The 25,883-nt window shown below is 72.7% G+C and carries 27 protein-coding genes and 1 pseudogene; 24 read left to right on the forward strand and 4 right to left on the reverse strand.

What is annotated here, in order from left to right; all coding sequences use genetic code 11:
* The first annotated feature begins 98 nt into the window (after nt 1-98).
* The 11 genes from infA to glmM all read left to right on the forward strand — a co-directional run bounded on the left by infA (nt 99) and on the right by glmM (nt 8,817).
* On the forward strand, nt 99-320 hold the full coding sequence (gene infA / locus BLU95_RS23330) for a translation initiation factor IF-1 (protein ID WP_003956442.1): 222 nt from the start codon (nt 99-101) through the stop codon (nt 318-320).
* A 33-nt stretch (nt 321-353) separates the two neighbouring features.
* Nucleotides 354-467 (forward strand): 50S ribosomal protein L36, encoded by a 114-nt coding sequence (gene rpmJ, locus BLU95_RS23335; RefSeq protein WP_003956441.1) that lies wholly within the window; start codon nt 354-356, stop codon nt 465-467.
* A gap of 172 nt (nt 468-639) precedes the next feature.
* Nucleotides 640-1,020: a 30S ribosomal protein S13 gene (gene rpsM / locus BLU95_RS23340; RefSeq protein ID WP_093861724.1), complete on the forward strand. Its 381-nt coding sequence runs from the start codon at nt 640-642 to the stop codon at nt 1,018-1,020.
* A 72-nt stretch (nt 1,021-1,092) separates the two neighbouring features.
* Nucleotides 1,093-1,500, forward strand: coding sequence for a 30S ribosomal protein S11 (rpsK, locus tag BLU95_RS23345; RefSeq protein WP_014136257.1), 408 nt, complete (start codon nt 1,093-1,095; stop codon nt 1,498-1,500).
* A 130-nt stretch (nt 1,501-1,630) separates the two neighbouring features.
* Nucleotides 1,631-2,653, forward strand: a complete 1,023-nt coding sequence (locus tag BLU95_RS23350) for a DNA-directed RNA polymerase subunit alpha (RefSeq protein WP_030393313.1) — start codon at nt 1,631-1,633, stop codon at nt 2,651-2,653.
* Nucleotides 2,654-2,780: 127 nt separating this feature from the next.
* Nucleotides 2,781-3,260 (forward strand): 50S ribosomal protein L17, encoded by a 480-nt coding sequence (gene rplQ, locus BLU95_RS23355; protein WP_030393314.1) that lies wholly within the window; start codon nt 2,781-2,783, stop codon nt 3,258-3,260.
* Nucleotides 3,261-3,372: 112 nt separating this feature from the next.
* Nucleotides 3,373-4,329, forward strand: a complete 957-nt coding sequence (truA, locus tag BLU95_RS23360) for a tRNA pseudouridine(38-40) synthase TruA (RefSeq protein WP_231977746.1) — start codon at nt 3,373-3,375, stop codon at nt 4,327-4,329.
* A 41-nt stretch (nt 4,330-4,370) separates the two neighbouring features.
* The gene (locus tag BLU95_RS23365; protein ID WP_093861726.1) at nt 4,371-6,047 is read left to right on the forward strand and encodes an ABC-F family ATP-binding cassette domain-containing protein; all 1,677 of its coding nucleotides are present in this window, start codon (nt 4,371-4,373) and stop codon (nt 6,045-6,047) included.
* 240 nt (nt 6,048-6,287) lie between these two features.
* Nucleotides 6,288-6,731 (forward strand): 50S ribosomal protein L13, encoded by a 444-nt coding sequence (rplM, locus tag BLU95_RS23370; protein ID WP_030393317.1) that lies wholly within the window; start codon nt 6,288-6,290, stop codon nt 6,729-6,731.
* A 46-nt stretch (nt 6,732-6,777) separates the two neighbouring features.
* A complete protein-coding gene (rpsI, locus tag BLU95_RS23375; protein ID WP_093861727.1) occupies nt 6,778-7,281 on the forward strand; it encodes a 30S ribosomal protein S9 in 504 nt (167 codons plus the stop codon).
* A gap of 171 nt (nt 7,282-7,452) precedes the next feature.
* Entirely contained in the window at nt 7,453-8,817 is a 1,365-nt protein-coding gene (gene glmM, locus BLU95_RS23380; protein ID WP_093861728.1) for a phosphoglucosamine mutase, read from the forward strand.
* Nucleotides 8,818-8,880: 63 nt separating this feature from the next.
* On the opposite strand, the gene coaA is transcribed toward glmM, so the two are convergent.
* Nucleotides 8,881-9,876 carry a type I pantothenate kinase gene (gene coaA / locus BLU95_RS23385; protein WP_093861729.1) on the reverse strand — a complete coding sequence of 332 codons (996 nt, stop codon included), beginning with the start codon at nt 9,874-9,876 and terminating at the stop codon, nt 8,881-8,883.
* Between the two features lie 99 nt (nt 9,877-9,975).
* Here coaA and glmS point away from each other — a divergent pair, with 99 nt between their 5' ends.
* A complete protein-coding gene (glmS, locus tag BLU95_RS23390) occupies nt 9,976-11,832 on the forward strand; it encodes a glutamine--fructose-6-phosphate transaminase (isomerizing) (protein ID WP_093865071.1) in 1,857 nt (618 codons plus the stop codon).
* Nucleotides 11,833-11,874: 42 nt separating this feature from the next.
* Here glmS and BLU95_RS23395 read toward each other — a convergent pair whose 3' ends face one another.
* Complete coding sequence (locus BLU95_RS23395; protein WP_353653506.1) at nt 11,875-12,432, reverse strand: Uma2 family endonuclease; 558 nt, start codon at nt 12,430-12,432, stop codon at nt 11,875-11,877.
* A gap of 178 nt (nt 12,433-12,610) precedes the next feature.
* On the opposite strand from BLU95_RS23395, the gene BLU95_RS23400 reads away from it, so the two are divergent.
* From BLU95_RS23400 to BLU95_RS23420, 5 genes are all read left to right on the forward strand, one after another.
* Nucleotides 12,611-14,158: an NAD(P)H-hydrate dehydratase gene (locus BLU95_RS23400; RefSeq protein WP_093861730.1), complete on the forward strand. Its 1,548-nt coding sequence runs from the start codon at nt 12,611-12,613 to the stop codon at nt 14,156-14,158.
* Nucleotides 14,159-14,301: 143 nt separating this feature from the next.
* Nucleotides 14,302-15,474 (forward strand): alanine racemase, encoded by a 1,173-nt coding sequence (alr, locus tag BLU95_RS23405; protein WP_162497216.1) that lies wholly within the window; start codon nt 14,302-14,304, stop codon nt 15,472-15,474.
* Nucleotides 15,471-16,682 carry an alpha/beta fold hydrolase gene (locus BLU95_RS23410; RefSeq protein WP_093861732.1) on the forward strand — a complete coding sequence of 404 codons (1,212 nt, stop codon included), beginning with the start codon at nt 15,471-15,473 and terminating at the stop codon, nt 16,680-16,682. Before alr ends, BLU95_RS23410 begins: the two co-directional genes overlap by 4 nt.
* A 157-nt stretch (nt 16,683-16,839) precedes the next feature.
* Nucleotides 16,840-17,337 (forward strand): tRNA (adenosine(37)-N6)-threonylcarbamoyltransferase complex ATPase subunit type 1 TsaE, encoded by a 498-nt coding sequence (gene tsaE / locus BLU95_RS23415; protein WP_093861733.1) that lies wholly within the window; start codon nt 16,840-16,842, stop codon nt 17,335-17,337.
* Between the two features lie 185 nt (nt 17,338-17,522).
* Nucleotides 17,523-17,759, forward strand: a complete 237-nt coding sequence (locus BLU95_RS23420) for a hypothetical protein (protein ID WP_093861734.1) — start codon at nt 17,523-17,525, stop codon at nt 17,757-17,759.
* A 16-nt stretch (nt 17,760-17,775) separates the two neighbouring features.
* Here BLU95_RS23420 and BLU95_RS23425 read toward each other — a convergent pair whose 3' ends face one another.
* Complete coding sequence (locus tag BLU95_RS23425; RefSeq protein ID WP_093865073.1) at nt 17,776-18,393, reverse strand: hypothetical protein; 618 nt, start codon at nt 18,391-18,393, stop codon at nt 17,776-17,778.
* A gap of 186 nt (nt 18,394-18,579) precedes the next feature.
* On the opposite strand from BLU95_RS23425, the gene tsaB reads away from it, so the two are divergent.
* From tsaB to BLU95_RS23450, 5 genes and pseudogenes are all read left to right on the forward strand, one after another.
* Complete coding sequence (gene tsaB / locus BLU95_RS23430) at nt 18,580-19,236, forward strand: tRNA (adenosine(37)-N6)-threonylcarbamoyltransferase complex dimerization subunit type 1 TsaB (protein ID WP_093861735.1); 657 nt, start codon at nt 18,580-18,582, stop codon at nt 19,234-19,236.
* 101 nt (nt 19,237-19,337) lie between these two features.
* Nucleotides 19,338-19,772, forward strand: a pseudogene (gene rimI / locus BLU95_RS23435) (ribosomal protein S18-alanine N-acetyltransferase); the annotation flags it as partial.
* A gap of 142 nt (nt 19,773-19,914) precedes the next feature.
* The gene (tsaD, locus tag BLU95_RS23440; protein ID WP_093861736.1) at nt 19,915-21,006 is read left to right on the forward strand and encodes a tRNA (adenosine(37)-N6)-threonylcarbamoyltransferase complex transferase subunit TsaD; all 1,092 of its coding nucleotides are present in this window, start codon (nt 19,915-19,917) and stop codon (nt 21,004-21,006) included.
* Nucleotides 21,003-21,269 carry a hypothetical protein gene (locus BLU95_RS23445; protein ID WP_093861737.1) on the forward strand — a complete coding sequence of 89 codons (267 nt, stop codon included), beginning with the start codon at nt 21,003-21,005 and terminating at the stop codon, nt 21,267-21,269. The genes tsaD and BLU95_RS23445 overlap by 4 nt, the downstream gene beginning before the upstream one ends.
* Before the next feature lie 99 nt (nt 21,270-21,368).
* Nucleotides 21,369-22,307: a polysaccharide deacetylase family protein gene (locus BLU95_RS23450; RefSeq protein WP_231977747.1), complete on the forward strand. Its 939-nt coding sequence runs from the start codon at nt 21,369-21,371 to the stop codon at nt 22,305-22,307.
* On the opposite strand, the gene BLU95_RS23455 is transcribed toward BLU95_RS23450, so the two are convergent.
* Entirely contained in the window at nt 22,283-23,491 is a 1,209-nt protein-coding gene (locus BLU95_RS23455) for a class I SAM-dependent methyltransferase (protein WP_093861738.1), read from the reverse strand. The two genes, BLU95_RS23450 and BLU95_RS23455, sit on opposite strands and share 25 nt — an antisense overlap.
* A gap of 267 nt (nt 23,492-23,758) precedes the next feature.
* On the opposite strand from BLU95_RS23455, the gene groES reads away from it, so the two are divergent.
* Complete coding sequence (groES, locus tag BLU95_RS23460) at nt 23,759-24,064, forward strand: co-chaperone GroES (RefSeq protein ID WP_014136232.1); 306 nt, start codon at nt 23,759-23,761, stop codon at nt 24,062-24,064.
* Nucleotides 24,065-24,178: 114 nt separating this feature from the next.
* Nucleotides 24,179-25,807, forward strand: a complete 1,629-nt coding sequence (gene groL, locus BLU95_RS23465) for a chaperonin GroEL (RefSeq protein ID WP_093861739.1) — start codon at nt 24,179-24,181, stop codon at nt 25,805-25,807.
* The last annotated feature ends 76 nt before the right edge of the window (nt 25,808-25,883 follow it).

Genomic DNA, 25,883 nt, shown 5'->3' on the forward strand with positions numbered 1-25,883 from the left:
GCACGCCCTCTTCCCCCTCGTCGGGGTCGGGGTGGACCCAGGTTCGCACGAGCGTGCCGCATACGGTAGCCGGTCCCGGAAGGTGGATCTCGCAGTTCATGGCTAAGAAGCAAGGCGCCATTGAGATCGAGGGCACCGTGATCGAGTCTCTTCCGAACGCGATGTTCAAGGTCGAGCTGCAGAACGGTCACAAGGTCCTCGCGCACATCAGTGGCAAGATGCGCATGCACTACATCCGCATCCTGCCGGACGACCGGGTCGTGGTGGAGCTCAGCCCCTACGACCTGACGCGTGGCCGGATCGTCTACCGCTACAAGTAAGAACGCCAGATCTAGACCCGGAGAACCTGAAGCATGAAGGTCAAGCCGAGCGTCAAGAAGATCTGCGACAAGTGCAAGGTGATCCGCCGTCACGGCCGGGTCATGGTGATCTGCGACAACCTGCGCCACAAGCAGCGCCAGGGCTGATCTCTCTCCCGCATTTCTCGTAGTACTTCGCGCGACGCGAAAAACGTCATAAGCGGGCCACCCGATCCGTCCAGGACGGACTGCCGCCCCCGGTCAGAGGCCGGGGCTCCCTCACCGTGAGGTGTCGGAGTAGGTGGCTCGCCAGACCTCTGAAGAAACACAGGAGCCTTGAATGGCACGCCTCGCCGGCGTTGATCTCCCCCGTGAGAAGCGGATCGAGATCGCCCTCACCTACGTGTACGGCATCGGCCGTACCCGCGCCCAGCAGACCCTCGCCGAGACCGGTGTCAGCCCCGATGTCCGCGTTCGCGACATCGCCGAGGAAGACCTGGTCAAGCTGAGCCAGTACATCGACGCCAACTTCACGGTCGAGGGTGACCTCCGCCGCGAGGTGGCCGCCGACATCCGCCGCAAGGTCGAGATCGGCTGCTACGAGGGTCTGCGTCACCGCCGCGGCCTGCCGGTCCGCGGTCAGCGCACCCACACCAACGCGCGTACCCGCAAGGGCCCGCGTCGCGCGATCGCCGGTAAGAAGAAGCCGGGCAAGAAGTAGTCCGTCCCGTAACCGGACATCCCTCCGGCCCGCGGGTCAGCGGACCGACCACCTCAGTAGGAGAACAGACTTATGCCCCCCAAGGGTCGTCAGGCTGCCGGCGCGAAGAAGATCCGCCGCAAGGAAAAGAAGAACGTCGCTCACGGCCACGCGCACATCAAGAGCACGTTCAACAACACCATCGTTTCGATCACCGACCCCTCAGGCAACGTGATCTCCTGGGCCTCCGCCGGCCACGTCGGCTTCAAGGGCTCGCGCAAGTCCACCCCGTTCGCCGCGCAGATGGCCGCCGAGGCCGCTGCCCGTCGCGCGCAGGAGCACGGCATGCGCAAGGTTGACGTCTTCGTGAAGGGTCCGGGCTCCGGCCGCGAGACCGCGATCCGTTCGCTCCAGGCCACCGGCCTGGAGGTCGGCTCGATCCAGGACGTCACCCCCACCCCGCACAACGGCTGCCGTCCGCCGAAGCGCCGCCGCGTCTGACGCAGCGCCTTCGGGCTCGCAGTCCACGTTTTAAACCTCGTACGGGGTCCCGTTTCGGACGGGACCCCGTACGCTGGTTCTGTTCGGCATCAAATAGTGGGTGCCGAAGATCTTCAGGAGGATCCACACCATGCTGATCGCTCAGCGCCCCTCGCTGACCGAAGAGGTCGTCGACGAGTTCCGCTCGCGGTTCGTGATCGAGCCGCTCGAGCCGGGCTTCGGCTACACCCTCGGCAACTCCCTGCGCCGCACGCTCCTCTCCTCGATCCCGGGTGCCGCTGTCACCAGCATCCGCGTCGACGGTGTCCTGCACGAGTTCACCACCGTGCCGGGCGTCAAGGAGGACGTGACCGACCTCATCCTCAACATCAAGCAGCTGGTCGTCTCCTCGGAGCACGACGAGCCGGTCGTGATGTACCTGCGCAAGCAGGGCCCGGGTGTCGTCACCGCCGCCGACATCGCGCCCCCGGCCGGTGTCGAGGTGCACAACCCCGAGCTGATCCTCGCCACGCTGAACGGCAAGGGCAAGCTGGAGATGGAGCTGACCGTCGAGCGCGGTCGCGGCTACGTCTCCGCCGTCCAGAACAAGGCCTCCGGCCAGGAGATCGGCCGCATCCCGGTCGACTCGATCTACAGCCCCGTGCTGAAGGTCACCTACAAGGTCGAGGCGACCCGTGTCGAGCAGCGCACCGACTTCGACAAGCTGATCGTCGACGTCGAGACCAAGCCCGCCATGCGTCCGCGCGACGCCATGGCCTCGGCCGGCAAGACCCTGGTGGAGCTGTTCGGCCTCGCCCGTGAGCTGAACATCGACGCCGAGGGCATCGACATGGGCCCGTCCCCGACGGACGCCGCCCTGGCCGCCGACCTGGCGCTGCCGATCGAGGAGCTCGAGCTCACCGTTCGGTCGTACAACTGCCTCAAGCGCGAGGGCATCCACACCGTGGGTGAGCTCGTCGCCCGCTCCGAGGCCGACCTGCTCGACATCCGCAACTTTGGTGCGAAGTCGATCGACGAGGTCAAGGCGAAGCTGGCCGGCATGGGCCTGGCCCTCAAGGACAGCCCGCCCGGGTTCGACCCGACCGCCGCCGCCGACGCCTTCGGCGCCGACGACCTGGACGACGCGGGTTACGCGGAGACCGAGCAGTACTGAGAGACTTGACCGCGGGGGCGGTTCCCCGGAACCGCCCCCGTCGTCGTGAAAGTCGTGCGGACACAGTGTCCGTACGCCCGCTGCGGTACCTGGTACGGCCGCAGTCGGAGATTCGAGGAGTAATTCCATGCCGCGTCCCACCAAGGGTGCCCGCCTCGGCGGCGGCCCGCACCACGAGCCGCTGCTGCTCGCCGGTCTGTGCCGTGAGCTGTTCCAGTACGGCCGCATCACCACGACCGAGGCCAAGGCCCGTCGGATGCGCCCGCTGGCGGAGAAGCTGATCACCAAGGCGAAGAAGGGCGACATCCACAACCGTCGCCTGGTGCGCAAGACCATCACCGACATCTCGGTGCTGCACACCCTCTTCACCGAGATCGCGCCGCGCTACGAGAACCGCCCGGGTGGCTACACCCGTATCACCAAGATCGGTCCCCGTCGTGGCGACAACGCCCCGATGGCCGTGATCGAGCTGGTCGAGGCGCTGACCGTCGCGCAGACCGCCGTCGGCGAGGCCGAGGCCGCCACCAAGCGCGCCGTCAAGGAGGCCGACGAGGCCAAGGTCGAGGCCCCCAAGGCCGACGAGGCCGAGGCCGCCGAGCAGGCCTGACACCCACCAGGTGTGTTGCGGGCCCGCTTCCCCATCCGTGGGGGAGCGGGCCCGTTCCTCTTTGTCCAGCTTCTTCGTCCAGCCAGCCTCTATGTCCAGGGAGTGGAGAGCAGTGGTCAACGATTGCGCCGAGCGGCCGCCGGTGAAGGACGGCCCGGCCGACGGGTACGTCCGGGTCCGGCTGGACCTCGCGTACCACGGCGCCGAGTTCTCCGGCTGGGCCCGGCAGAAGGGCGGCCGGCGGACGGTCCAGGAGGAGATCGAGACCGCGCTGCAGATCGTCACCCGCAGCCAGGAGCTCCACCCGCTCACCGTGGCCGGCCGCACCGACGCCGGTGTGCACGCCCGCGGCCAGGTCGCCCACGTCGACCTGCCGGCCGAGCTGTGGGAGGCGCACCGGGAGAAGCTGATGCGCCGGCTGGCCGGGCGGCTGCCCGGTGACGTCCGGATCTACCGGGTGGGCGAGGCCCCGGCCGGCTTCGACGCCCGCTTCTCGGCGATCTGGCGCCGCTACGCCTACCGGGTCGCGGACCACCCCGGCGGGGTCGACCCGCTGCTGCGCGGCCACGTGCTCTGGCACGACCGGCCGCTCGACCTGGACCGGATGAACGCCGCCGCCCGGCTGCTGCTGGGCGAGCACGACTTCGCGGCGTACTGCAAGAAGCGCGAGGGCGCGACCACCATCCGCACCCTGCTGGAGCTGCGCTGGGACCGGGTCCCGGTGGACGGCTACGCGTCCCAGGAGGGCTCGCTCGCGGTCGCCACCGTGCGGGCCGACGCCTTCTGCCACAACATGGTGCGCGCCCTGGTCGGCGCGATGCTGCTGGTCGGCGACGGCCACCGGCCGGTGGAGTTCCCCGGCGAGGTGCTGGCCGGCGGTGTGCGCAACTCCGCCGTCAACGTGATCCGGCCGTACGGGCTGACCCTGGAGGAGGTCGGCTACCCGGCCGACGAACAGCTCGCCGAGCGCAACCGCGCCGCCCGCCGGATGCGCACCCTCCCCGGCACCCCGCCGGTCCCCGACGCCCCGCTCGGCTCCACCGCCCCGTCAGGCCCCGGCACCACCTAATCCATTTGGGTCCGGGGCGGCGGCTTGGGACAATCTCCCCCATGGGACACGTCGAGATTTCGCACCTGGAGTACTACCTGCCGGACGGGCGGGTGCTGTTCGACGACGCGTCCTTCCGGGTGGGGGAGGGCGCGGCCGTCGCACTGGTCGGCGCCAACGGCGCGGGCAAGACCACGCTGCTGCGCATGATCGCGGGCGACCTCCAGCCGCACGGCGGCTCGGTGACGATCAGCGGCGGGCTCGGCGTGATGCGCCAGTTCGTCGGCACCACCGGCCGCGAGGAGCAGAAGAAGGCCGGCGACGAGCAGGAGGGCCCGGGCGCGCTGCCCGCCGACGCCTCGGTGCGCGACCTGCTGGTCTCCGTCGCCCCCGCGCGGATCGCCAAGGCCGCCCGCGCGGTCGACGCCGCCGAGCTGGCGATGATCGCCCAGGACGACGAGAAGACGCAGATGGCCTACGCCCAGGCGCTCTCCGACTGGGCCGACGTCGGCGGCTACGACTACGAGACCGACTGGGACGTCTGCACCACGGCCGCCCTGGGGATGCCCTTCGACAAGGCCCAGTGGCGCGGCCTGAACACGCTCTCCGGCGGCGAGCAGAAGCGGCTCGTGCTGGAGGCGCTGCTGCGCGGCCCCGAGGAGGTGCTGCTGCTCGACGAGCCGGACAACTACCTGGACGTCCCGGGCAAGCGCTGGCTGGAGGAGGCCATCCGGGCCACCCCTAAGACCGTGCTGTTCATCTCCCACGACCGCGAACTGCTGTCCCGGACCGCCGAGAAGATCATCAGCGTCGAGTCCGGCGCGGCCGGCTCCAGCGTCTGGGTGCACGGCGGCGGGTTCGACTCCTTCCACGAGGCCCGCAAGGCCCGGTTCGAGCGCTTCGAGGAACTGCGCCGCCGCTGGGACGAGGAGCACGCCAAGCTCAAGAAGCTCGTCGTCAACCTGCGCCAGGCCGCCTCGGTCAGCCACGACATGGCCTCCCGCTACTCGGCCGCCCAGACCAGGCTGAAGAAGTTCGAGGACGCCGGCCCGCCCGAGGCCCCGCCGCGCGAGCAGAGCATCACGATGCGGCTCAAGGGCGGGCGCACCGGGGTGCGCGCCTTCACCATGGAGCAACTGGAGCTCACCGGTCTGATGAAGCCCTTCGACCTGGAGGTCTTCTACGGCGAGCGGGTCGGGGTGCTGGGGTCCAACGGCTCCGGCAAGTCGCACTTCCTGCGGCTGCTGGCGGGCGACGGCACGGTGGCCCACACCGGGGCCTGGAAGCTCGGCGCCCGGGTGGTGCCGGGCCACTTCCGGCAGACCCACGCCCACCCGGAGCTGCTGGGCCGCACCGTCCGCTCGATCGTCGAGGAGGAGCACGCGCTCGGCCGCGGCGCCGCGATGGGCGTGCTGCGCCGGTACGAGCTGGACCGGCAGGAGGAGCAGAAGTTCGAGTCGCTCTCCGGCGGGCAGCAGGCCCGGCTGATGATTCTCAAGCTGGAGCTGTCCGGCGTCACCGCGCTGCTGCTCGACGAGCCGACCGACAACCTGGACCTGGAGAGCGCCGAGGCGCTGCAGGCCGGGCTGGAGGCCTTCGACGGCACTGTGCTGTGCGTCACCCACGACCGGTGGTTCGCCCGGACCTTCGACCGTTTCCTGGTCTTCGGCGCGGACGGCCGGGTCTACGAGTCCCCGGAGCCGGTCTGGGACGTCAGCCGGGTCGAGCGGGACCGCTGATCAGGGGCCCGGGAGACCGTTCCGGCGGGGAGGATTTTGACCGTCCCCGTCCGGCCCGGTAGCCTGGGCGCTTGATGTGCGTATTGGCTCGCTCTATCTCACGTGAGAGGTCGGTACGCCGGAGACATCAGGTCGACGACCAGCGGCTCCCCCTTGAATTGCGTCCAAGGCGGCCAGGCTGATCCCTCCTCCAGGTGCTCCTGTCAGGACTCACTCACTGAAAAGCGAAGGCATACGACCGTGCGTACGTACAGCCCCAAGCCCGGCGACGTCCAGCGTCAGTGGCACGTCATCGACGCGACCGACGTCGTGCTCGGCCGTCTGGCCTCCCAGGCCGCCAACCTCCTCCGGGGTAAGCACAAGGCGATCTACGCGCCGCACGTTGACACTGGTGACTTCGTCATCATCATCAACGCCGACAAGGTGCACCTGTCGGGCAACAAGAAGACCCAGAAGCTGGCTTACCGCCACAGCGGCTTCCCGGGCGGTCTCCGCTCGGTCCGCTACGACGACCTCCTGGCGAACAACCCGGAGAAGGCCGTCGAGAAGGCCATCAAGGGCATGATCCCCAAGAACACCCTGGGCCGCCAGATGCTCTCGAAGCTGAAGGTCTACTCGGGCGACCAGCACCCGCACGCTGCGCAGCAGCCGGTGCCGTTCGAGATCACCCAGGTCGCGCAGTAATTCCGGCCACCAAGCCCCCCATCACTGAAAAGAGCTGAGGAACATCGTGGCCGAGACCACTGAAACCCTTGAGGTCGAGTTCGACGAGACTGTCGTCGAGGGCGAGTACACCTCCGAGGAGAACTACACCTCCGAGTCCCTGGCCGGCCGCTTCGGCGAGGCCGTCCCCGGCGCCGGCCTCGGCCGTCGCAAGGAGGCGATCGCCCGCGTGCGCATCGTCCCGGGCACCGGGCAGTGGAAGATCAACGGTCGCACCCTGGAGAACTACTTCCCCAACAAGGTGCACCAGCAGACCGTGAACGAGCCCTTCAAGCTCCTCGAGCTGGACGGCCGTTACGACGTTGTCGCCCGCATCTCGGGTGGCGGCGTCTCCGGTCAGGCCTACGCGCTGCGCCTCGGTGTCGCCCGTGCCCTGAACGAGGCGGACGTGGACAACAACCGCGCCGCCCTCAAGAAGGCCGGCTTCCTGATGCGTGACGCCCGCGCCGTCGAGCGCAAGAAGGCCGGTCTCAAGAAGGCCCGCAAGGCGCCGCAGTACAGCAAGCGCTAATTGCGCCCCCGGGGGTGCGCACCGCCCTGGTGGTGTACGCCCCCGGACGCGCTCCATACGCCCCGGAGTACCCCGTGTACTCCGGGGCGTCGTGTTCCCCGGCCATTGTGCGGAGGCCGGGGATTCGATCGGATTCACTGCAAGGCATTGCGGCGATGTGAGGACGGGACAATGGGACGACTCTTCGGTACGGACGGTGTGCGCGGTGTGGCCAACCAGGGGCTGACGGCGGAGCTGGCGCTCGGTCTGTCGGTCGCGGCGGCGCACGTGCTCGGTGAGGCGGGGGCCTTCGACGGCCACCGGCCGGTCGCGGTCGTCGGCCGTGACCCGCGCGCCTCGGGCGAGTTCCTGGAGGCCGCGGTCATCGCGGGCCTGGCGAGCGCCGGCGTCGACGTACTGCGGGTCGGAGTGCTCCCCACCCCGGCGGTGGCCTACCTCACCGGCGCGCTCGGCGCCGACTTCGGCGTGATGCTGTCCGCCAGCCACAACGCCATGCCGGACAACGGCATCAAGTTCCTCGCCCGCGGCGGCCACAAGCTGGACGACCGCATCGAGGACGCCATCGAGGCCCATTTCCACAAGCACGCGGCGGGCGGTGAGGACTGGAACCGTCCGACCGGCGCCGCCGTCGGCCGGGTCCGCGAGTACACCGAGGGCTTCGACAAGTACGTCGCCCACCTCATCGGCGTGCTGCCCAACCGCCTGGACGGCATCCGGGTCGTCATCGACGGCGCGCACGGCGCGGCCGCGTACGTCGCCCCCGAGGCCTTCGCCCGGGCCGGTGCCGAGGTCGTGCACACCCTGGGCGCCGAGCCCACCGGCCTCAACATCAACGACGGTGTCGGCTCCACCCACCTGGACCGGCTGCGCACTGCCATGCGCGAGTACTCGGCGGACCTCGGGATCGCCCTGGACGGCGACGCCGACCGCTGCCTGGCCGCCGACGCGGCCGGCGACGAGGTCGACGGCGACCAGATCATCGCGATCCTGGCCGTCGCCATGAAGGAGGCCGGCACGCTGCGCCGCAACACCGCCGTCGCCACCGTGATGTCCAACCTGGGCTTCAAGCTGGCGATGGAGCGCGAGGGCATCGACCTGGTCGAGACCTCGGTCGGCGACCGGTACGTGCTGGAGGCGATGAAGGAGCACGGCTTCGCGCTGGGCGGCGAGCAGTCCGGCCACGTCATCCTGCTGGACCACGCGACCACCGGCGACGGGACGCTGACCGGCCTGATGCTGGGTGCCCGGCTGGCCGCCACCAAGCAGCCGCTGGCGGACCTGGCCGCCGTGATGACCCGCCTGCCGCAGGTGCTGATCAACGTCAAGGGCGTCGACAAGAGCCGGGTCGGGACCAGCGAGGAGCTGGCCGCCGCGGTGGCCGCGGCCGAGGCCGAGCTGGGTGCCACCGGCCGGGTGCTGCTGCGTCCGTCGGGCACCGAGCCGCTGGTCCGGGTGATGGTCGAGGCCGCCGACGAGGCGCAGGCGCAGTCCGTCGCCGAGACGCTCGCCGAGGCGGTGCGCAGCTCGCTGGGCTGACGGCCCCGGACACCGGAAGGCCCCCGCCGCGGAGGATCGCGGCGGGGGCCTTCCGGCGTGCGCTCAGAGCTTGCGCAGCAGCGCCCGGCGGACCTTGTGGTCCGAGCCCTTCTGCAGGACCAGGGTGGCGCGGCCGCGGGTGGGCCGCACGTTCTCCAGCAGGTTCGGACGGTTGATGGTGCGCCAGACCTGGCGGCCGTACTCCATCGCCTCCTCCTCCGGCACCTCGGTGAAGCGGCGGAAGTAGGAGCTCGGGTCCTGGAACGCGGTCTGCCGCAGCTTGCGGAACCGGTCCAGGTACCAGCTCTCGATGTCGTCGGTGCGGGCGTCGACGTAGATCGAGAAGTCGAAGTAGTCGGCCACCGCGAGGCGGGTGCGCCCGTCGCTGCCGGGCAGGGCCGGCTGGAGCACGTTCAGGCCCTCGACGATGAGGATGTCCGGGCGCTCCACGGTGAGGCGCTCGTCCGGCACGATGTCGTAGACGAGGTGCGAGTAGACCGGGGCGGTGACCCGCTCCTTGCCGGCCTTCACATCCGCGACGAAGCGGGTCAGCGCCCGGCGGTCGTACGACTCGGGGAAGCCCTTGCGGGCCATCAGGCCGCGCCGGCGCAGCTCCGCGTTCGGCAGCAGGAACCCGTCCGTGGTGACCAGCTCGACCCGGGGGTGCTCCGGCCAGCGGGCCAGCAGCGCCTGGAGCAGTCGTGCGGTGGTGGACTTGCCGACCGCGACCGAACCGGCCACCCCGATGATGAACGGCGTCCGGGTGCGTTCGGTGTCCGGGGTGTCCAGGAAGGTGCCCAGCGCGCCGCGCAGGTCGTGGGTGGCGTGGATGTAGAGGTTCAGCAGCCGGGACAGCGGCAGATAGACGTCCCGGACCTCGTCGAGGTCGAGTGCGGTGCCGAGACCCCGCAGCCGTTCCACCTCCTCCGCGGACAGTGGCAGCGGCGTACGCTCGCGCAGCGCGCTCCACTCGGCCCGGCTGAGGTCCACGTAGGGGGACGGCGAGGGGCCGGGGGTGATGTCGCCCCGCGTACAGAGTTCGGTCAGCACATGCTCCATTGTGGGCCGTAGCGCCGTTCGCGGTGGCTGTGGTGTCGGTCACGGCCGGTGGGCGAACCGTGCGAATGGGGCGTCCGAAGCGCCCTTATGCTGGCACGCATGTGCGGAATTGTTGGATACGTGGGCTCCCAGCCCGCCCTTGATGTTGTAATCGCAGGCCTGCAGCGACTGGAGTACCGGGGTTACGACTCCGCCGGTGTCGCGGTGCAGGTGCACGGCTCCGACGGGCAGTGGAGCCTCGCCACCGACAAGCGGGCCGGCAAGCTCGCGAACCTGGAGAAGTCACTCGCCGAGACCCCTCTTCCCGGCGGCACCACCGGTATCGGCCACACCCGTTGGGCCACCCACGGCGGTCCGACGGACGCCAACGCCCACCCCCACCTGGACGACGCGGCCAAGGTCGCCGTGGTCCACAACGGCATCATCGAGAACTTCGCCCAGCTCCGGGCCGAGCTGGCCGAGCGCGGCCACACCCTCCGCTCGGAGACGGACACCGAGGTCGTCGCGCACCTGCTCGGCGAGCTGTACGAGGGCGACCTCGCGGAGGCCATGCGCGCGGTCTGCCGCCGGCTGGAGGGCGCCTTCACCCTCGTCGCCGTGCACGCCGACGCCCCGGACGTGGTGGTCGGCGCCCGTCGCAACTCGCCGCTGGTGGTCGGGCGCGGCGAGGGCGAGAACTTCCTCGCCTCCGACGTGTCCGCGTTCATCGCGCACACCCGCGAGGCGATCGAGCTGGGCCAGGACCAGGTCGTCGAGCTGCGCCGCGAGAGCGTCACGGTGACGAACTTCGACGGCACCCCGGCCGACGTGCGCGAGTACCACGTCGACTGGGACGCCTCGGCCGCCGAGAAGGGCGGCTACGACTACTTCATGCTCAAGGAGATCGCCGAGCAGCCGAAGGCCGTCGCCGACACCCTCCTCGGCCGGATCGGCACCGACGGCCGGCTCACCCTCGACGAGCTGCGGATGTCGGACGCCGACCTGCGCTCGGTCGACAAGGTCGTCATCGTCGCCTGCGGCACCGCCTTCCACGCGGGCATGATCGCCAAGTACGCGATCGAGCACTGGACCCGGATCCCGTGCGAGGTCGAGGTGGCCTCGGAGTTCCGCTACCGCGACCCGATCATGGGCCCCGGCACGCTGGTCATCGCCATCTCGCAGTCCGGCGAGACCATGGACACCCTGATGGCGCTGCGCCACGCGCGCGAGCAGGGCGCCAAGGTGCTGGCGATCTGCAACACCAACGGCTCGACCATCCCGCGCGAGTCGGACGCGGTGCTGTACACCCACGCCGGTCCCGAGGTGGCGGTCGCCTCGACCAAGGCCTTCCTGACCCAGCTGGTCGCCTGCTACCTGGTCGCGCTGTACCTGGGCCAGGTGCGCGGCACCAAGTGGGGCGACGAGATCCTCGCGGTCATCAAGGAGCTCGGCGACGCGCCGAAGCAGGTCGAGCAGGTCCTCGAGACCATGGAGCCGGTGCGTGAGCTGGCCCGCTCGCTCGCCGACGCCAAGTCGGTGCTGTTCCTCGGCCGGCACGTGGGCTTCCCGGTGGCCCTGGAGGGCGCGCTCAAGCTCAAGGAGCTGGCGTACATGCACGCCGAGGGCTTCGCCGCCGGTGAGCTGAAGCACGGCCCGATCGCGCTGATCGAGGAGGGTCTGCCGGTGGTGGTCGTCGTGCCGTCGCCGCGCGGCCGGTCGATCCTGCACGACAAGATCGTCTCCAACATCCAGGAGATCCGGGCCCGCGGTGCTCGGACCATCGTGATCGCGGAGGAGGGCGACGAGGCGGTCGTCCCGTACGCGGACCACCTGATCCGCATCCCGGTCACGCCGGTGCTGCTCCAGCCGCTGGTCGCCACCGTGCCGCTGCAGGTCTTCGCCTGCGAGCTGGCCACGGCCAAGGGCCACGAGGTCGACCAGCCGCGCAACCTGGCGAAGTCGGTCACCGTCGAGTAGTCCGGACCGGCTCCGTCCCGGGGCCCCTGCGGTGGCTGCGTCCTACCGCAGGGGCCCCGTGTCGAGCGTGAACGAGAACGGGGCGGGCAGGTCGAGTGGCTTGCCGAACTCGACCTTGGTCGTGGTGATGTAGTCGCCGTCCTCGGGCTGGGTGAACAGGGTGACAGTGCCCGTGCCGCGGTCGACCAGCAGGTAGCAGGGGATTCCGGCGGCGGCATAGCCTCTGCGCTTGGGTTCGCGGTCCTTGTGCGGGTTGAGCGAGGTGACTTCGAGGACGAGTTCGACTCCAGCTGCGGACGCCCAGGACTCCTGGGCGCGGAAGTGACCGACGGGTGCGACCGTCGCGTCGGGGACGAAACGGCCGTTCGGCGTGATCAGACCCTTGCCGCCGCTGACGTACAACTCCTCGACGGCCTCGCGCGCGACGGCCCGGGCGAACCGGGCGATCGCGTCCTCGTGGTCTCCGTCCGGTGGCGGCGTCACGACGATCTCCCCTTCGATGAATTCGGCCTTGCATCCCAGCGGGGTGTCCAGCTCCAGAAACGCCTGGAGGAGGTTGCCCTCGCTCAGCGGGTGCTCGACTGCCGGCATGGCGACCATGGCCCTTCTCCCTCCTGTGGGTCCGTGCCGAGCCACACCGTAGGCACCCGGACCGACACCGGTGGGGAATCGAAGTTGGTGTCACTCGAAAGTGTGCCGCACGGCCGGGGGCGCCGTCGGGAGGTCCTTCGCGTAGCGTCGGCGGGAGTTGCCGCCGAGTTCCGGGGGAGAGCCCGTCATGCGCAGTGCCCACAGCGTCGACCAGGTCCGTGCCGCCGAGGCCGAGCTGATGGCCCGGCTCCCCGAGGGCACACTGATGCGGCGGGCCGCCACCGGGCTCGCCGTGACCTGCGCGCGGCTGCTGACCCGCCGGCGCGGCCGGGTGTACGGCAGCCGGGTGGTGGTGCTGGCGGGCAGCGGGGACAACGGGGGCGACGCGCTGTACGCCGGTGCGGAGCTGGCCCGGCGCGGGGCGCGGGTGACGGCGGTGCTGCTCGCCCCGGCGCGGGCGCACGGCGGCGGGCTGGCGGCGCTGCGGGCGGCGCACGGGCGGGTGGTGGTGGAGCAGGAGGTCGGCCTGGCCGACTTCTCGCGCGCGGACCTGGTGCTGGACGGCATCGTCGGCATCGGCGGCCGGGGCGGGCTGCGGTCGGAGGCCGAGCCCTACGCGCGGGCCGCGCGGGCCGGGGTGGTGGTCGCCGTCGACGTGCCCAGCGGGGTGGACGCCGACACCGGGGAGGTCGCGGGGGCGGCGCTGCGGGCGGACGTCACGGTCTGCTTCGGCACCTACAAGCCCGGGCTGCTGATCGACCCGGGTGCCTCGTACGCCGGAGCGGTGCAGCTGGTGGGGATCGGACTGGAGCTGCCGCCGGCCGGGGTGACGGCCCTCCAGCACGCCGACGTGGCCGCCCTGCTGCCGGTGCCGGGGGCGGAGAGCGACAAGTACCGGCGCGGCGTGGTCGGGGTGGCCGCGGGTTCGGCGCGGTACCCGGGGGCGGCGCTGCTCGCGGTCGCCGGCGCGCTGCGCGGCGGCGCGGGCGCGGTGCGGTACGTGGGGACGGCGGCCGAGGAGGTGGTGCGGCGCTTCCCCGAGACGCTGGTCACCGAGGGCGGTCCGGCCGGGGCCGGCCGGGTGCAGGCCTGGGTGGTCGGACCGGGCGGCGGCGAGGGTGCCGGGCGGGCGCTCGCGGAGGCGCTGGCGGCGGACGTGCCGGTCCTGGTCGACGCGGACGGGCTGACCGAACTGGCCCGGCTCGGCCCCGGCGCGCTGGCCGGGCGGACGGCGCCGACCCTGCTCACCCCGCACACGGGCGAGGCGGCCCGGCTGCTCGCCGGGGCCGGGGCCGGGAGCGACGGCGGCACCCGTTCGGAGCAGTCCCGCCCGCCCGCCGCCGACGAGCTGGCGGCCGCCCGGCTGGCCACCGCGCGCCGGCTCGCGGCGGCCTACCGGGCGACGGTGCTGCTGAAGGGCTCGACCACCGTGGTCGCCGATCCTTCCGCCGCCGTGCGGGTGAACCCGACCGGCACCGCGTGGCTGGCCACGGCCGGCAGCGGGGACGTCCTGGCCGGGCTGGCCGGCTCCCTGCTCGCCGCGGGCCTGTCCGCGCCGGACGCCGCCGCGGTGGCGGCCTATCTGCACGGGCTCGCCGGCCGGCGCGCCGCCGGCGTCCCCGGCGCCCCCGTCACCGCGGCGGAGGTGGCGGCCGCGCTCCCGTCGGCCTGGAACGACGTCCGCGCCGGGGCGACCTCGGGGCCGCCCCGGACGGCGGGTGGAACCGGCGCCTGATTCGTGGGCGTCCGGAAGGGGGTGGCGGGTCGCGGGGGGCCCCGGGTGCGGGCGGCCCGGGGCGGCGAGCCGAAGGGCCGTTCGGCGAGGACCTCGGGACGTCTGGGAGACTGACCCTGATGACAACTGCGAAGACGACCGTGATGGCCGGTCTCACCGAAGGCGTACGGGCCGAGGCGACCATCGATCTCGCCGCCCTGCGCGGCAACCTCGACGCGCTGCGCGAGCGCATCGGCGGGGCCACGGTGATGGCCGCGGTCAAGGCGGACGCCTACGGCCACGGCGCGCTGCGCTGTGCCCGGGAAGCGGTCGCCGCGGGAGTCGGCTGGCTGGGCACCGCGACGCCCGAGGAGGCGCTCGCGCTGCGTGCCGGCGGGGTGGGCCCCGAGCAGGCGCGCATCCTCTGCTGGCTGTGGACCCCCGGCGGGCCCTGGCGGGAGGCGCTCTTCGCGGACCTCGACATCTCGATCAGCGGCGACTGGGCGCTCGCCGAACTGCTCGCCGCCGTCCGCGCCACCGGCATCCCGGCCCGGGTCCACCTCAAGGCCGACACCGGCCTCGGCCGCAACGGCTGCCAGCCGCACGACTGGCCCGAGCTGGTCGCCGCCGCGCGCCGCGCCGAGCTGGACGGCCTGCTGACCGTGGTCGGCGTCTGGTCGCACTTCGCCGCCGCCGACGAGCCCGGCCACCCCTCGATCCAGTTGCAGCTGGACGCCTTCCGGCTGGCCCTGGCCTCCGCCGAGGCGGCCGGGCTGCGCCCCGAGGTGCGGCACCTGGCCAACTCGCCGGCCACCCTGCTGCTGCCGCAGTCGCACTTCGACATGGTCCGCACCGGCCTCGCCATGTACGGGCTGTCGCCGGTCCCCGAGGTGGGTTCGCCGGCCGACTTCGGCCTGCGCCCGGTGATGTCGCTGACCGCCCGGCTGGCGCTGGTCAAGCACGTGCCCGGCGGCCACGGCGTCAGCTACGGCCACCACTACACCACCCCGGGGCCGACCACGCTGGGCCTGGTCCCGGTCGGCTACGGCGACGGCATCCCGCGGCACGCCAGCGGCATCGGCCCGGTGCAGGTCGACGGCAAGTGGCGCACGGTGGCCGGCCGGGTGGCGATGGACCAGTTCGTGGTGGACCTCGGCGGCGACACCCCGCCGATCGGCGACGAGGTGCTGGTCTTCGGCAGCGGCGACCGGGGCGAGCCGACCGCCGAGGACTGGGGCCGCGCCTGCGGCACCATCTCCTACGAGATCGTGACCCGGATCGGCTCCCGGGTGCCGCGCCGCTACGTCGGCGGCCTGGACGAGGGCCTGCTCGGATGAGCGGGCCGAGCGACACCGACCCGGTCGCGACCCTCGGCCGGGCGGCCCGGGCCGTCAAGGCGGCCGAGGCGGCCACCGGGGTGAGCCGGGCCGGTCTGATCGGCATCTCGGTCGGCGTGCTCGCGGCCGGCGCCGCGGCCGGGGTGGCGATCGACCGGCTGACGGTCGGCCGGAGCACGCGCCGCCGGGCCCGCGCCGAGCTGGACGCCAACGCCCCGTACGGCTCGCTGCGCGGCCGGCCCCGCACGGTGGCCGCCGCCGACGGCACCGAGCTGTACGTCGAGCTGGACGGTCTCGACACCCCGGAGGGGGAGCGGGACGGCGCCGCCGAGCCGCTGACCGTGGTCTTCTGCCACGGCTACTGCCTCAACCAGGACAGCTGGCACTTCCAGCGCGCCGCGTTCCGGGACGGCGCCCGGCTGGTCCTGTGGGACCAGCGCAGCCACGGCCGGTCCGAGCGCTCCCGCTCCTTCCTGGCCGGCGAACCCGCCGGCATCGACCAGCTGGGCGGCGACCTCAAGGCCGTGATCGACGCCGTCGCGCCGACCGGCCCGCTGGTGCTGGTCGGTCACTCGATGGGCGGCATGACGATGATGGCGCTGGCCGACCAGCACCCGGAGCTGTTCCGGGAGCGGGTCGCCGGGGTCGCGCTGATCGGCACCCTGGCCGGGAACTGGGACGCCGTCACCTTCGGGCTGCCGGTGGCCGGCGCCAAGCTGTTCCGCAGGGTCGCGCCGGGCATGATGAAGTTGCTCGGGCGCCAGGTGGACCTGGTGGAGGCGACCCGCCGGCTCGGCGCGGACGTCAGCGCCGTCTTCTACCGGCGGTACTCCTTCGGGGCGAAGGACGTCGACCCGGGTGTGGTCCGGTTCGCCGAGCAGATGCTGGACGCCACCCCGATCGACGTGGTGGCCGAGTTCTACCCGGTGTTCTCGGCGCACGAGAAGACCGAGGCACTGGCCGTGCTGCGCGGCATCCCCACCCTGGTGCTGACCGGGACCAAGGACCTCCTCACCCCGCCCGGCCACGGCGAGGCGATGGCCGAGCAGCTGCCGGGGGCCGAGCTGGTCCTGGTCCAGGACGCCGGGCACCTGGTGATGCTGGAGCGCCCCGACCTGGTCGACCGTCACCTGGCCGGGCTGCTCGACCGGGCCGCCCGCTTCCGCGGCGCGGCCCCGCTGCCGCCCCAGGTCGGCGAACCGGCGTAGCCGCCGGGCCCGGGCCGCCCCGCACCCCGTGCCCCGGACGTCGCGGCGGCCCTGCGCCGTCGGGGCCCGGCGCGGGCGGTGCCGGGGATGTGGCACGGTAGCGGGGGCGCCCGAGGACCGGTGCGCCGCCGTACGGACCGAAGGGCTTGATTCGCGCATGGGCTCCCACGCCTCTCTCACCGTCGCCACCCCCGACCGGATGGGCCGGCTCGGCCGGGAGCTGGCCGCGCTCCTGCGGCCGGGGGACCTCGTGCTGCTCTCCGGCGAGCTGGGGGCGGGCAAGACCACGCTGACCCGGGGCCTCGGCGAGGGTCTCCGGGTGCGCGGGGCGGTCACCTCGCCGACCTTCGTGATCGCCCGGGTGCACCCCTCGCTGGTGGGGGGCCCGGCGCTGGTGCACGTCGACGCGTACCGGCTGGGCGGCGACCTCGACGAGATGGAGGACCTCGACCTCGACGTGTCGCTGCCGGAGTCGGTGGTGGTGGTCGAGTGGGGCGAGGGCAAGGTCGAGCGGCTCTCCGAGAACCGTCTGGAGGTCCGGATCGGACGCGCGATCGGCGCCGAGGCGGCCGGGGACGACCTGGACCCGCGACAGGTGGAGCTGACCGGCGTCGGCACCCGTTGGGACGGCACCGATCTCACCGTGCTGGCCTGACCGCGCCGGCCCGGGCCGCGCCGGGCCGATCAGGGCAGCGCCGCGCCGGCCGCCCCGGACGGCCCGGCGGGGGCGGCCCCGCCGTGTCACGGTTTGCCGACAGGCTGTCGGGAAGATGTTGCGATCGAGGACCCGGGCGTGGTGGGATGGTTCTTGAGGTTAGGTCTGCCTAACTAGGAGGCGCCATGCCGAGCACCACGCCCGCCCCGGAGCGCGCACCGCGCGGGACCGGGGCCGATGAGCCCGCCCGCCGTGCCGCGGGGGAGCCGATGCGGGCCCTGCTGGCCGCCTGTGCGGCGGCGGAGGCGGTGTCCACCCCGCCCGAACGCCGTCCGGCCTCCCCTTCGCTGGGCGAGGGGCCCGGGACGTCCGGACCGTCACCGTCGAGCGGCGGCGCGCACGAGACCCGCCGCGCCGCCTGAGACCGGTCCCGCCCGGTCAGGGGATCACGACGACCTTGGTGTCCTTGGGCGCGAAGTCCCAGAGCAGCTGGCCGTCCGCGCGGCTGCTGCGGATGCCGCCGGTCTTTCCCGCCGAGGCGGCCGGGGAGGACGCGGCGGCGGTGGGCGCCGGGGCGGCGGGCGGAGCGCCGGTGCCGCCGTCGACGGCCGCGCCGAAGCCGAACACCACGCCGTTCTGCTGCGCGAAGCGCACCACGTGCTCGATCTGCTTGCCGTCGGTGCCGGTCCCGGACTGGGTCCGGCTGTACACGGGGTAGCTGCCGGGAGCCGGCTCGACCGTGCCCGGGGTCACCGGGAAGGCGGCCACCACCTGCGGCGTCTTCTTCGGGTCGATCAGCCAGACGTAGTGGGTGCCGACCGAGTAGACGACCCGCAGCCCGGTGCCGGTGCCCGCGGTGGGCAGGACCGGCACGGTCGGGGTCGGCGCGGCGGTCGGGGTGGCCGAGGCGGCCGGTCCGCCGGTGGTGGCGGCCGTGCTCGTGGTCGGGCTCGCGGCGACCGCGCGGTCCTGCGCGCCGTTGGCCTGGAAGGCCAGCAGGCTCACCACCGCCAGGGCCCCCAGGGTCAGCCCGGTGACCACCACTCCAGGACCCATCTTCGCCACGTGCCGCTCCCACCGCCGTCCCAAAACCGTCGGCCCCATCGTGCCAGGTTCGCCCGTCCGGTCCGCATCGTGTCGGACGTGTGTTCCGGAGCCGGTCCGGTTTTCGATCGGGCGGAGCACGTGCCCCGGCGGGGCGGGCCCGGAACGGGCACCGGCGGACCGGTCTAACCTTGACCCGTGCTGCTGCTCGCGTTCGACACCGCTACCCCCGCCGTCACGGCCGCCGTCCACGACGGATCGACCGTCCTCGCCGAGACCGACCAGGTCGACGCCAGGCGCCACGGCGAACTCCTGATCCCCGCGATCGACCGGGTGCTCCGGGAGGCCGGTGTCGACCGGCACCGGCTGACCGACATCGCGGTCGGCGTGGGCCCCGGCCCGTACACCGGCCTGCGGGTCGGTCTGGTGACCGCCGCCGCGCTGGGCCACGCGCTCGGCCTGCCGGTGCACGGCGTCTGCACACTGGACGCGATCGCCCACGCGGCCCGCGCCGAGGGGCTGGCCGGCGAGGCGTTCACGGTGGCCACCGACGCCCGCCGCAAGGAGGTCTACTGGGCCGCGTACGACGCCGAGGGCCGCCGGACCGAGGGCCCTTCGGTGGACCGTCCGGGTGAGCTGACCCCGCCCGCGCGGTCGGTCGGCGCCGGTGCGCTGCTCTACCCGGACACCTTCCCGGGCGCCCACGGCCCCGAGCACGTCCCGGCGGGCGCGCTCGCCGCGTTCGCCGCGGCCGAGCTGGCCGCCGGCCGGGCCCTGCTGCCCAACGCCCCGCTCTACCTGCGCCGTCCGGACGCCCAGGTGCCGGCCGGCTACAAGGCGGTGCTCCCGGCGTGACCGGCCCGAGCACCGCCGGCCCGGGCACCGCCGGCCCGGGCACCACGGGCTCCGGTGCCGCCGGTCCGGCCGACCGGGCCCCCGCCGCCCGGCTGCGCCCGATGCGCTGGTGGCACATAGCCCCGGTGCTGGCGCTGGAGCTGGAGCTGTTCCCGGAGGACGCCTGGTCCGCCGGCATGTTCTGGTCCGAGCTGGCCGAGGCCCACCCCGGCGGCACCCGGCACTACACCGTCGCCGTCACCCCGGACGGCGCGGTCGTCGGTTACGCCGGACTGATGGCGGTGGGCGGCGACGGCGACGTGCAGACGATCGCCGTCGACGGACGCCACCAGGGCACCGGACTGGGCGCGGCGCTGCTCACCGACCTGGTCCGGGAGGCCGCCCGGCGCGGCTGCGCGGACCTGCTGCTGGAGGTGCGGGTGGACAACACCCGCGCGCAGCGGCTCTACGAGCGCTTCGGGTTCGAGCCGGTCGGCATCCGGCGCGGCTACTACCAGCCGGCCGGCATCGACGCGCTGGTGATGCGGCTCGACCTCGCGGCCGCCGCCGACCGGGTCGCCCCGGCCGACCACGTCGCCCCCGCCGACCGCACCACGTCCGCCGCCCCGGCCGCGGCCCCCGAAGACCTCGACGAACCCGCGGACCGTCCGCGACCGGATGTGAAGAAGGACACCCCCCATGGCTGACGAACCGCTCGTCCTCGGCATCGAGACCTCCTGCGACGAGACCGGCGTCGGCATCGTGCGCGGCACCACCCTGCTGGCCGACGCGGTGGCCTCCAGCGTCAACGACCACGCCCGCTTCGGCGGCGTCGTCCCCGAGATCGCCAGCCGCGCGCACCTGGAGGCGATGGTCCCGACCATCCAGCGCGCCCTGGACACCGCGGGCGTCAGGGCGAGCGACCTGGACGGCATCGCCGTCACCGCCGGACCGGGCCTGGCCGGCGCGCTGCTGGTCGGCGTGAGCGCCGCCAAGGCCTACGCGTGGGCCCTCGACAAGCCGCTGTACGGCGTCAACCACCTCGCCTCGCACATCTGCGTGGACCAGCTGGAGCACGGCCGGCTGCCCTCCCCGACGATGGCCCTGCTGGTCTCCGGCGGGCACTCCTCGCTGCTGCTGAGCGAGGACATCACCACCGACGTCCGCCCGCTCGGCGCGACCATCGACGACGCCGCCGGCGAGGCCTTCGACAAGGTGGCCCGGGTGCTCGGCCTGGGCTTCCCCGGCGGCCCGGTGGTGGACCGCAGGGCCCGCGAGGGCGACCCGAAGGCGATCGCCTTCCCGCGCGGCCTGACCGGCCCCAAGGACCCGGAGTACGACTTCTCCTTCTCCGGGCTGAAGACCGCCGTCGCCCGCTGGGTGGAGGCGAAGCGCCGGGCCGGCGAGGAGGTGCCGGTGGCGGACGTCGCGGCGTCCTTCCAGGAGGCGGTCACCGACGTGCTCACCCGCAAGGCCGTCAAGGCCTGCAAGGACAACGGCGTCGACCACCTGATGATCGGCGGCGGCGTCGCGGCCAACTCCCGGCTGCGCGAGATGGCCCAGCAGCGCTGCGACCGCGCCGGCATCCGGCTGCGGGTGCCGCGTCCGGGCCTGTGCACCGACAACGGCGCGATGGTCGCCGCGCTCGGCAGCGAGATGGTCTGGCGGGACCGCGCGCCGTCCTCGCTCGACCTGTCGGCGGACTCCTCGCTGCCGGTCACCGAGGTCCACGTGCCGCACACCGACTTCCACGGACAGGCCTACCAGGCCCTGACCGGGCAGCAGCGGTGAGCGCCACCACCGCCGCGATGTGGGAGGCCAGGGCCGCCGACGGCCGGGCCGCCGAGCTCTCCGACTGGGTCCGGGGGACGGCGCTGCCCGCGCTGCGGGGCTCGGCCGGGCTGCTCCGGACCGAGCTGCTCACCGCTTCCGGGGACCGGGTGCTGCTGATCACCTGGTGGTCCGGCGCGCCGGTCCCGGTGCCGGAGCCGCCCGCCGCCCTGCTGGGCCGTCCGGTGCACCGCTGGTCCTTCACCAGCGAGCATGTGGAGTAGCCGCTCGTAGCCGTTCGCACGTCCGGGCGGGAACCGAACGCCGGGCCGTTACCGTGCTAGCGATCGAGGTCGCTGAACGGGAGCGGGGAGCACGGCGCGGTGAACAGGCACGTACGGAGCAGGACGACGGTGTACGCGGCGGGGGCGCTCGCCCTGCTGGCCGCGGCCACCGGGTGCACGAGCGACGCCGGCAGCGGCGCGGCCTCGGCCGCGCTGGTCCCGGCGAGCGGTTCCCCGGCGGGCGGTGCCGCGGCGGTCCCGTCCCGGTCCGCGGGCCCGTCGCCGACCGCCTCCCCGACCGCCTCCCCGACCGGGGGCGGCCCCGCCGCCGGGGACGCCGCGGCCTGGGCGAAGTGGCACCTCGCGCCGCTGCCGCCGGCGCCGCCCGCACCCGCCGACAAGCCGGTGAAGCTCGCCCGGACCGGGCCGGTCCCGGTGTTCAGCGAGGTGAAGACCTCCGACAAGGTCGTCTTCGTCACCATCGACGACGGTGCCGAGAAGGACCCGAAGTTCGTCGAGATGCTGACCGACCTCAAGGTGCCGGTGTCGATGTTCCTGACCCGCGACATCGTCAAGGACGACTACGGCTACTTCAAGCGCCTCCAGGCCCTCGGCAACCACGTCCACAACCACACCGTGGACCACGCCCAGCTGAGCAAGGTGCCGCCGGAGAAGCAGAAGTCCGAGATCTGCGACGCCCAGGCTGCGCTCACCCAGCAGTACGGCACCCCGCCGCTGCTGTTCCGCCCGCCGTACGGGGACGGCGCCAACACGCCCGCGCTCAACACCGCGGTGCAGCAGTGCGGGCCGAGGGCGGTCGTGCTGTGGCGCGAGTCGATGCAGATCCACGACATGCAGTACCAGGCCGCGGACAATAAGCTGCGGGCCGGCGACATCGTGCTCGCCCACTTCCGGGGCCCGAAGGACCTCAAGGGCGAGACGATGACGCAGATGTTCGGCGAGCTGCTGGCCCGGATCCAGGAGCAGGGCTTCGCGGTGGCCCGGCTGGAGGACTACATCGAGGCGCCGGCCGCCTGAACGGCCGCGGCCGGTCCGGTGACGGGGTGGCCGAGCATCATCAGCGGGCCGTTGTCGGTGCGGCTGAGGACCACCGTGACGGAGTTCGGACCGCTGGGACGCAGCTGGCGGCGCAGTTCCTCCGGGGTGATCGCCATTCCGCGCTTCTTGATCACCACCGTGCCGACCTTGCGCTCGCGCAGCAGCGCCTTGAGCTTCTTGATGTGGAACGGCAGGACGTCGGTCAGCTCGAAGGCGTGCGCGTACGGGGTGTCGACCAGCTCGTCGGAGGTCAGGTAGGCGATCTTCGGATCGATCAGCCGCCCGTTCACCAGCCCGGCCACCTCGGCGACCAGATGGGCGCGGATCACGGCGCCGTCCGGCTCGTACAGGTAGCGGCCGACCGGTCCGGCCGGGGGGTCGGGCAGATCTCCGCCGGTGAGGCCGGCCCGCTGCGGCAGCAGGGTGGCGCGGTGCGGGTGCCCGGCCCGGGTGCCGAACCAGAGCACCGCCTCCTTGACGTCGCCGTGGTCCGAGACCCACTCGGCCTCGGCGTCCTCCGGGACGGCCTCGTGCGGGATGCCGGGCGCCACCTTGAGCGCGCCGACGGGGGCCCGGCGGCCGGCCTCGATCGCCCAGGAGAGCGGCGGGGCGTACGCCTCGGGGTCGAAGACCCGGCCGCGCGCGGTGCGCCGGGCGGGGTCGGTGAAGACCGCGTCGTAGCCGGTGACGTCGACCCCGGCGACGTCCGCGCAGCGCACCTCGACCAGGTCGGCCAGGCCCAGGGCGGCGGCGTTGGCGGCGAGGGCGGCGCAGGCGGCCGGGTCCCGGTCGACGGCGAGCACCTCGATGCCGGCCCGGGCCAGGGCCAGCACGTCGCCGCCGATGCCGCAGCAGAGGTCGGCCAGCCGCTTCACCCCCAGCCCGGCGAACCGTGCGGCCCGCCACTCGGCGACCTCGCGCCGGGTGGACTGCTCGACGCCGTTGGGCGTGAAGTACATGAGATCGGCGTCGGCGCCGAACTTGGCCCGGGCCCGCTGCCGCAGCCTGGCCTGCCCGAAGGCGGCCGACACCAGCTCGGCGGGGTGCTCCTTGCGCAGCCGGGTGGCGAGTGCCAGCTCCTCCTCGGGCGCGAACTCGCGCAGTTCGGCGAGCAGGGCCTGGCCCCGCTCGGTCAGCAGGGCCCGCAGGTCGTCGTTCTCCACCCGCCCATTCTCCCCGGTCACGGGCGGGCCCGGGCCGCGGGCCCGCGGGCGGGAGCGCGCGGTCGACGGGTGCGTCCGGCGGGACCGGTCCGCGTGGCGTTGGCACTCTGGTTGACTGAGTGCTAACGGCGGCCTATGGTCATCACTAGCACTCACCACCGGGGGAGTGCTAACGCGACAATGCGTGTCTGACCCCCGCGACGGCAGATCCGTGAGTTCGCCCCTACCCGTTAGAAAACCCCGTAATCTCCGAAGGGGAGCTCGGACGTGACCACCAGCAGCAAGGTTGCCATCAAGCCGCTCGAGGACCGCATTGTGGTCCAGCCGCTCGACGCCGAGACCACCACGGCCTCCGGCCTGGTTATCCCGGACACCGCCAAGGAGAAGCCCCAGGAGGGCGTCGTCCTGGCTGTCGGCCCGGGCCGCTTCGAGGACGGCCAGCGTCTGCCGCTCGACGTCGCCGTGGGTGACATCGTCCTGTACTCGAAGTACGGCGGCACCGAGGTGAAGTACCAGGGCGAGGAGTACCTGGTGCTCTCCGCGCGCGACGTTCTCGCCATCATCGAGAAGTAAAAAGCGTTCAGCCACGCCCCGGATCCGTGTCCCTAGTGACAGGGGCCGGGGCGTGGCTGTTGGTTCACGTAGTCGAGCGGCCCGCGACGGCCGCACCCCGAAGGAACAGGAAACATGGCGAAGATCCTGCAGTTCGACGAGGACGCCCGCCGCTCGCTCGAGCGCGGTGTCAACAAGCTGGCCGACACCGTCAAGGTGACCATCGGCCCCAAGGGCCGCAACGTCGTCATCGACAAGAAGTTCGGCGCCCCGACCATCACCAACGACGGTGTCACCATCGCCCGTGAGGTCGAGCTCGACGACCCGTACGAGAACCTTGGCGCGCAGCTCGTCAAGGAGGTCGCCACCAAGACCAACGACGTCGCGGGCGACGGCACCACCACCGCCACCGTGCTGGCCCAGGCCCTGGTCAACGAGGGTCTGCGCAACGTCGCCGCGGGCGCCGGCCCGGCCGCCCTGAAGAAGGGCATCGACAAGGCCGTCGCCGCCGTCTCCGAGCACCTGCTGTCGGTCGCCCGCGAGATCGAGGGCAAGGACGACGTCGCCGCCGTCGCGAGCCTCTCCGCCCAGGACACCCAGGTCGGCGAGCTGATCGCCGAGGCGATCGACAAGGTCGGCAAGGACGGTGTCATCACCGTCGAGGAGTCGAACACCTTCGGCGTGGAGCTGGACTTCACCGAGGGCATGCAGTTCGACAAGGGCTACCTGTCGCCGTACTTCGTCACCGACGCGGAGCGGCAGGAGGCGGTCCTCGAGGACCCGTACATCCTGATCAACCAGGGCAAGATCTCCTCCATCCAGGAGCTGCTGCCGCTGCTGGAGAAGATCCTGCAGGGCGGCACCTCCCGCCCGCTGCTGATCATCGCCGAGGACGTCGACGGCGAGGCGCTGTCCACCCTCGTGGTGAACAAGATCCGCGGCACCTTCAACGCGGTGGCCGTCAAGGCCCCGGGCTTCGGCGACCGCCGCAAGGCGATCCTCGGCGACCTGGCCGTCCTCACCGGCGGCACCGTGATCTCCGAGGAGGTCGGCCTCAAGCTCGACCAGGCCGGTCTGGACGTGCTGGGCTCCGCCCGCCGCGTGACCGTCACCAAGGACGAGACGATCGTCGTCGACGGCGCCGGTGACTCCGAGGCCGTGACCGGCCGCGTCGCCCAGATCAAGGGCGAGATCGCCAACACCGACTCGGACTGGGACCGCGAGAAGCTGCAGGAGCGCCTGGCCAAGCTGGCCGGCGGCGTCTGCGTCATCCGCGTCGGTGCCGCCACCGAGGTGGAGCTGAAGGAGCGCAAGCACCGTCTCGAGGACGCCATCTCGGCGACCCGTGCCGCGGTCGAGGAGGGCATCGTCGCCGGTGGTGGCGCCTCCCTGGTGCACGCCGCCAAGGTGCTGGACGGCGGCCTGGGCCTGTCCGGCGACGAGGCCACCGGTGTCGCGGTCGTCCGCAAGGCGCTGCACGAGCCGCTGCGCTGGATCGCCCAGAACGCCGGCCTGGAGGGTTACGTCATCACCTCCAAGGTCTCCGAGCTGGAGCTGGGCCAGGGCTACAACGCGGCCACCGGCGAGTACGGCGACCTGGTGAAGGCCGGCGTCATCGACCCGGTCAAGGTCACCCGCTCCGCCCTGGAGAACGCCGCCTCGATCGCCTCCCTGCTTCTCACCACCGAGACCCTCGTGGTGGAGAAGAAGGAGGAGGAGGCCGACGCCGGTCACTCGCACGGCGGCCACGGCCACTCGCACTGAGGCCCGAAGCACTGACCGGAGGCCCGGTCCGCGCCCCGCTGGGGGTGGCGGGCCGGGCCTCCGGCGTTCCGGCGCG

The organism is Streptomyces sp. TLI_053, assembly GCF_900105395.1.
GTDB lineage: Bacteria > Actinomycetota > Actinomycetes > Streptomycetales > Streptomycetaceae > Kitasatospora.

Excerpts from the sequence above, each read along its gene's own strand:
- infA (WP_003956442.1), top strand. The coding sequence starts at position 99 with ATGGCTAAGAAGCAAGGCGCCATTGAGATCGAGGGCACCGTGATCGAG.
- rpmJ (WP_003956441.1), top strand. The coding sequence starts at position 354 with ATGAAGGTCAAGCCGAGCGTCAAGAAGATCTGCGACAAGTGCAAGGTG.
- rpsM (WP_093861724.1), top strand. The coding sequence starts at position 640 with ATGGCACGCCTCGCCGGCGTTGATCTCCCCCGTGAGAAGCGGATCGAG.
- rpsK (WP_014136257.1), top strand. The coding sequence starts at position 1,093 with ATGCCCCCCAAGGGTCGTCAGGCTGCCGGCGCGAAGAAGATCCGCCGC.
- BLU95_RS23350 (WP_030393313.1), top strand. The coding sequence starts at position 1,631 with ATGCTGATCGCTCAGCGCCCCTCGCTGACCGAAGAGGTCGTCGACGAG.
- rplQ (WP_030393314.1), top strand. The coding sequence starts at position 2,781 with ATGCCGCGTCCCACCAAGGGTGCCCGCCTCGGCGGCGGCCCGCACCAC.
- BLU95_RS23365 (WP_093861726.1), top strand. The coding sequence starts at position 4,371 with ATGGGACACGTCGAGATTTCGCACCTGGAGTACTACCTGCCGGACGGG.
- glmM (WP_093861728.1), top strand. The coding sequence starts at position 7,453 with ATGGGACGACTCTTCGGTACGGACGGTGTGCGCGGTGTGGCCAACCAG.
- coaA (WP_093861729.1), bottom strand. The coding sequence starts at position 9,876 with ATGGAGCATGTGCTGACCGAACTCTGTACGCGGGGCGACATCACCCCC.
- glmS (WP_093865071.1), top strand. The coding sequence starts at position 9,976 with ATGTGCGGAATTGTTGGATACGTGGGCTCCCAGCCCGCCCTTGATGTT.
- BLU95_RS23395 (WP_353653506.1), bottom strand. The coding sequence starts at position 12,432 with ATGGTCGCCATGCCGGCAGTCGAGCACCCGCTGAGCGAGGGCAACCTC.
- BLU95_RS23400 (WP_093861730.1), top strand. The coding sequence starts at position 12,611 with ATGCGCAGTGCCCACAGCGTCGACCAGGTCCGTGCCGCCGAGGCCGAG.
- alr (WP_162497216.1), top strand. The coding sequence starts at position 14,302 with ATGGCCGGTCTCACCGAAGGCGTACGGGCCGAGGCGACCATCGATCTC.
- BLU95_RS23410 (WP_093861732.1), top strand. The coding sequence starts at position 15,471 with ATGAGCGGGCCGAGCGACACCGACCCGGTCGCGACCCTCGGCCGGGCG.
- tsaE (WP_093861733.1), top strand. The coding sequence starts at position 16,840 with ATGGGCTCCCACGCCTCTCTCACCGTCGCCACCCCCGACCGGATGGGC.
- BLU95_RS23420 (WP_093861734.1), top strand. The coding sequence starts at position 17,523 with ATGCCGAGCACCACGCCCGCCCCGGAGCGCGCACCGCGCGGGACCGGG.
- BLU95_RS23425 (WP_093865073.1), bottom strand. The coding sequence starts at position 18,393 with ATGGGTCCTGGAGTGGTGGTCACCGGGCTGACCCTGGGGGCCCTGGCG.
- tsaD (WP_093861736.1), top strand. The coding sequence starts at position 19,915 with ATGGCTGACGAACCGCTCGTCCTCGGCATCGAGACCTCCTGCGACGAG.
- groL (WP_093861739.1), top strand. The coding sequence starts at position 24,179 with ATGGCGAAGATCCTGCAGTTCGACGAGGACGCCCGCCGCTCGCTCGAG.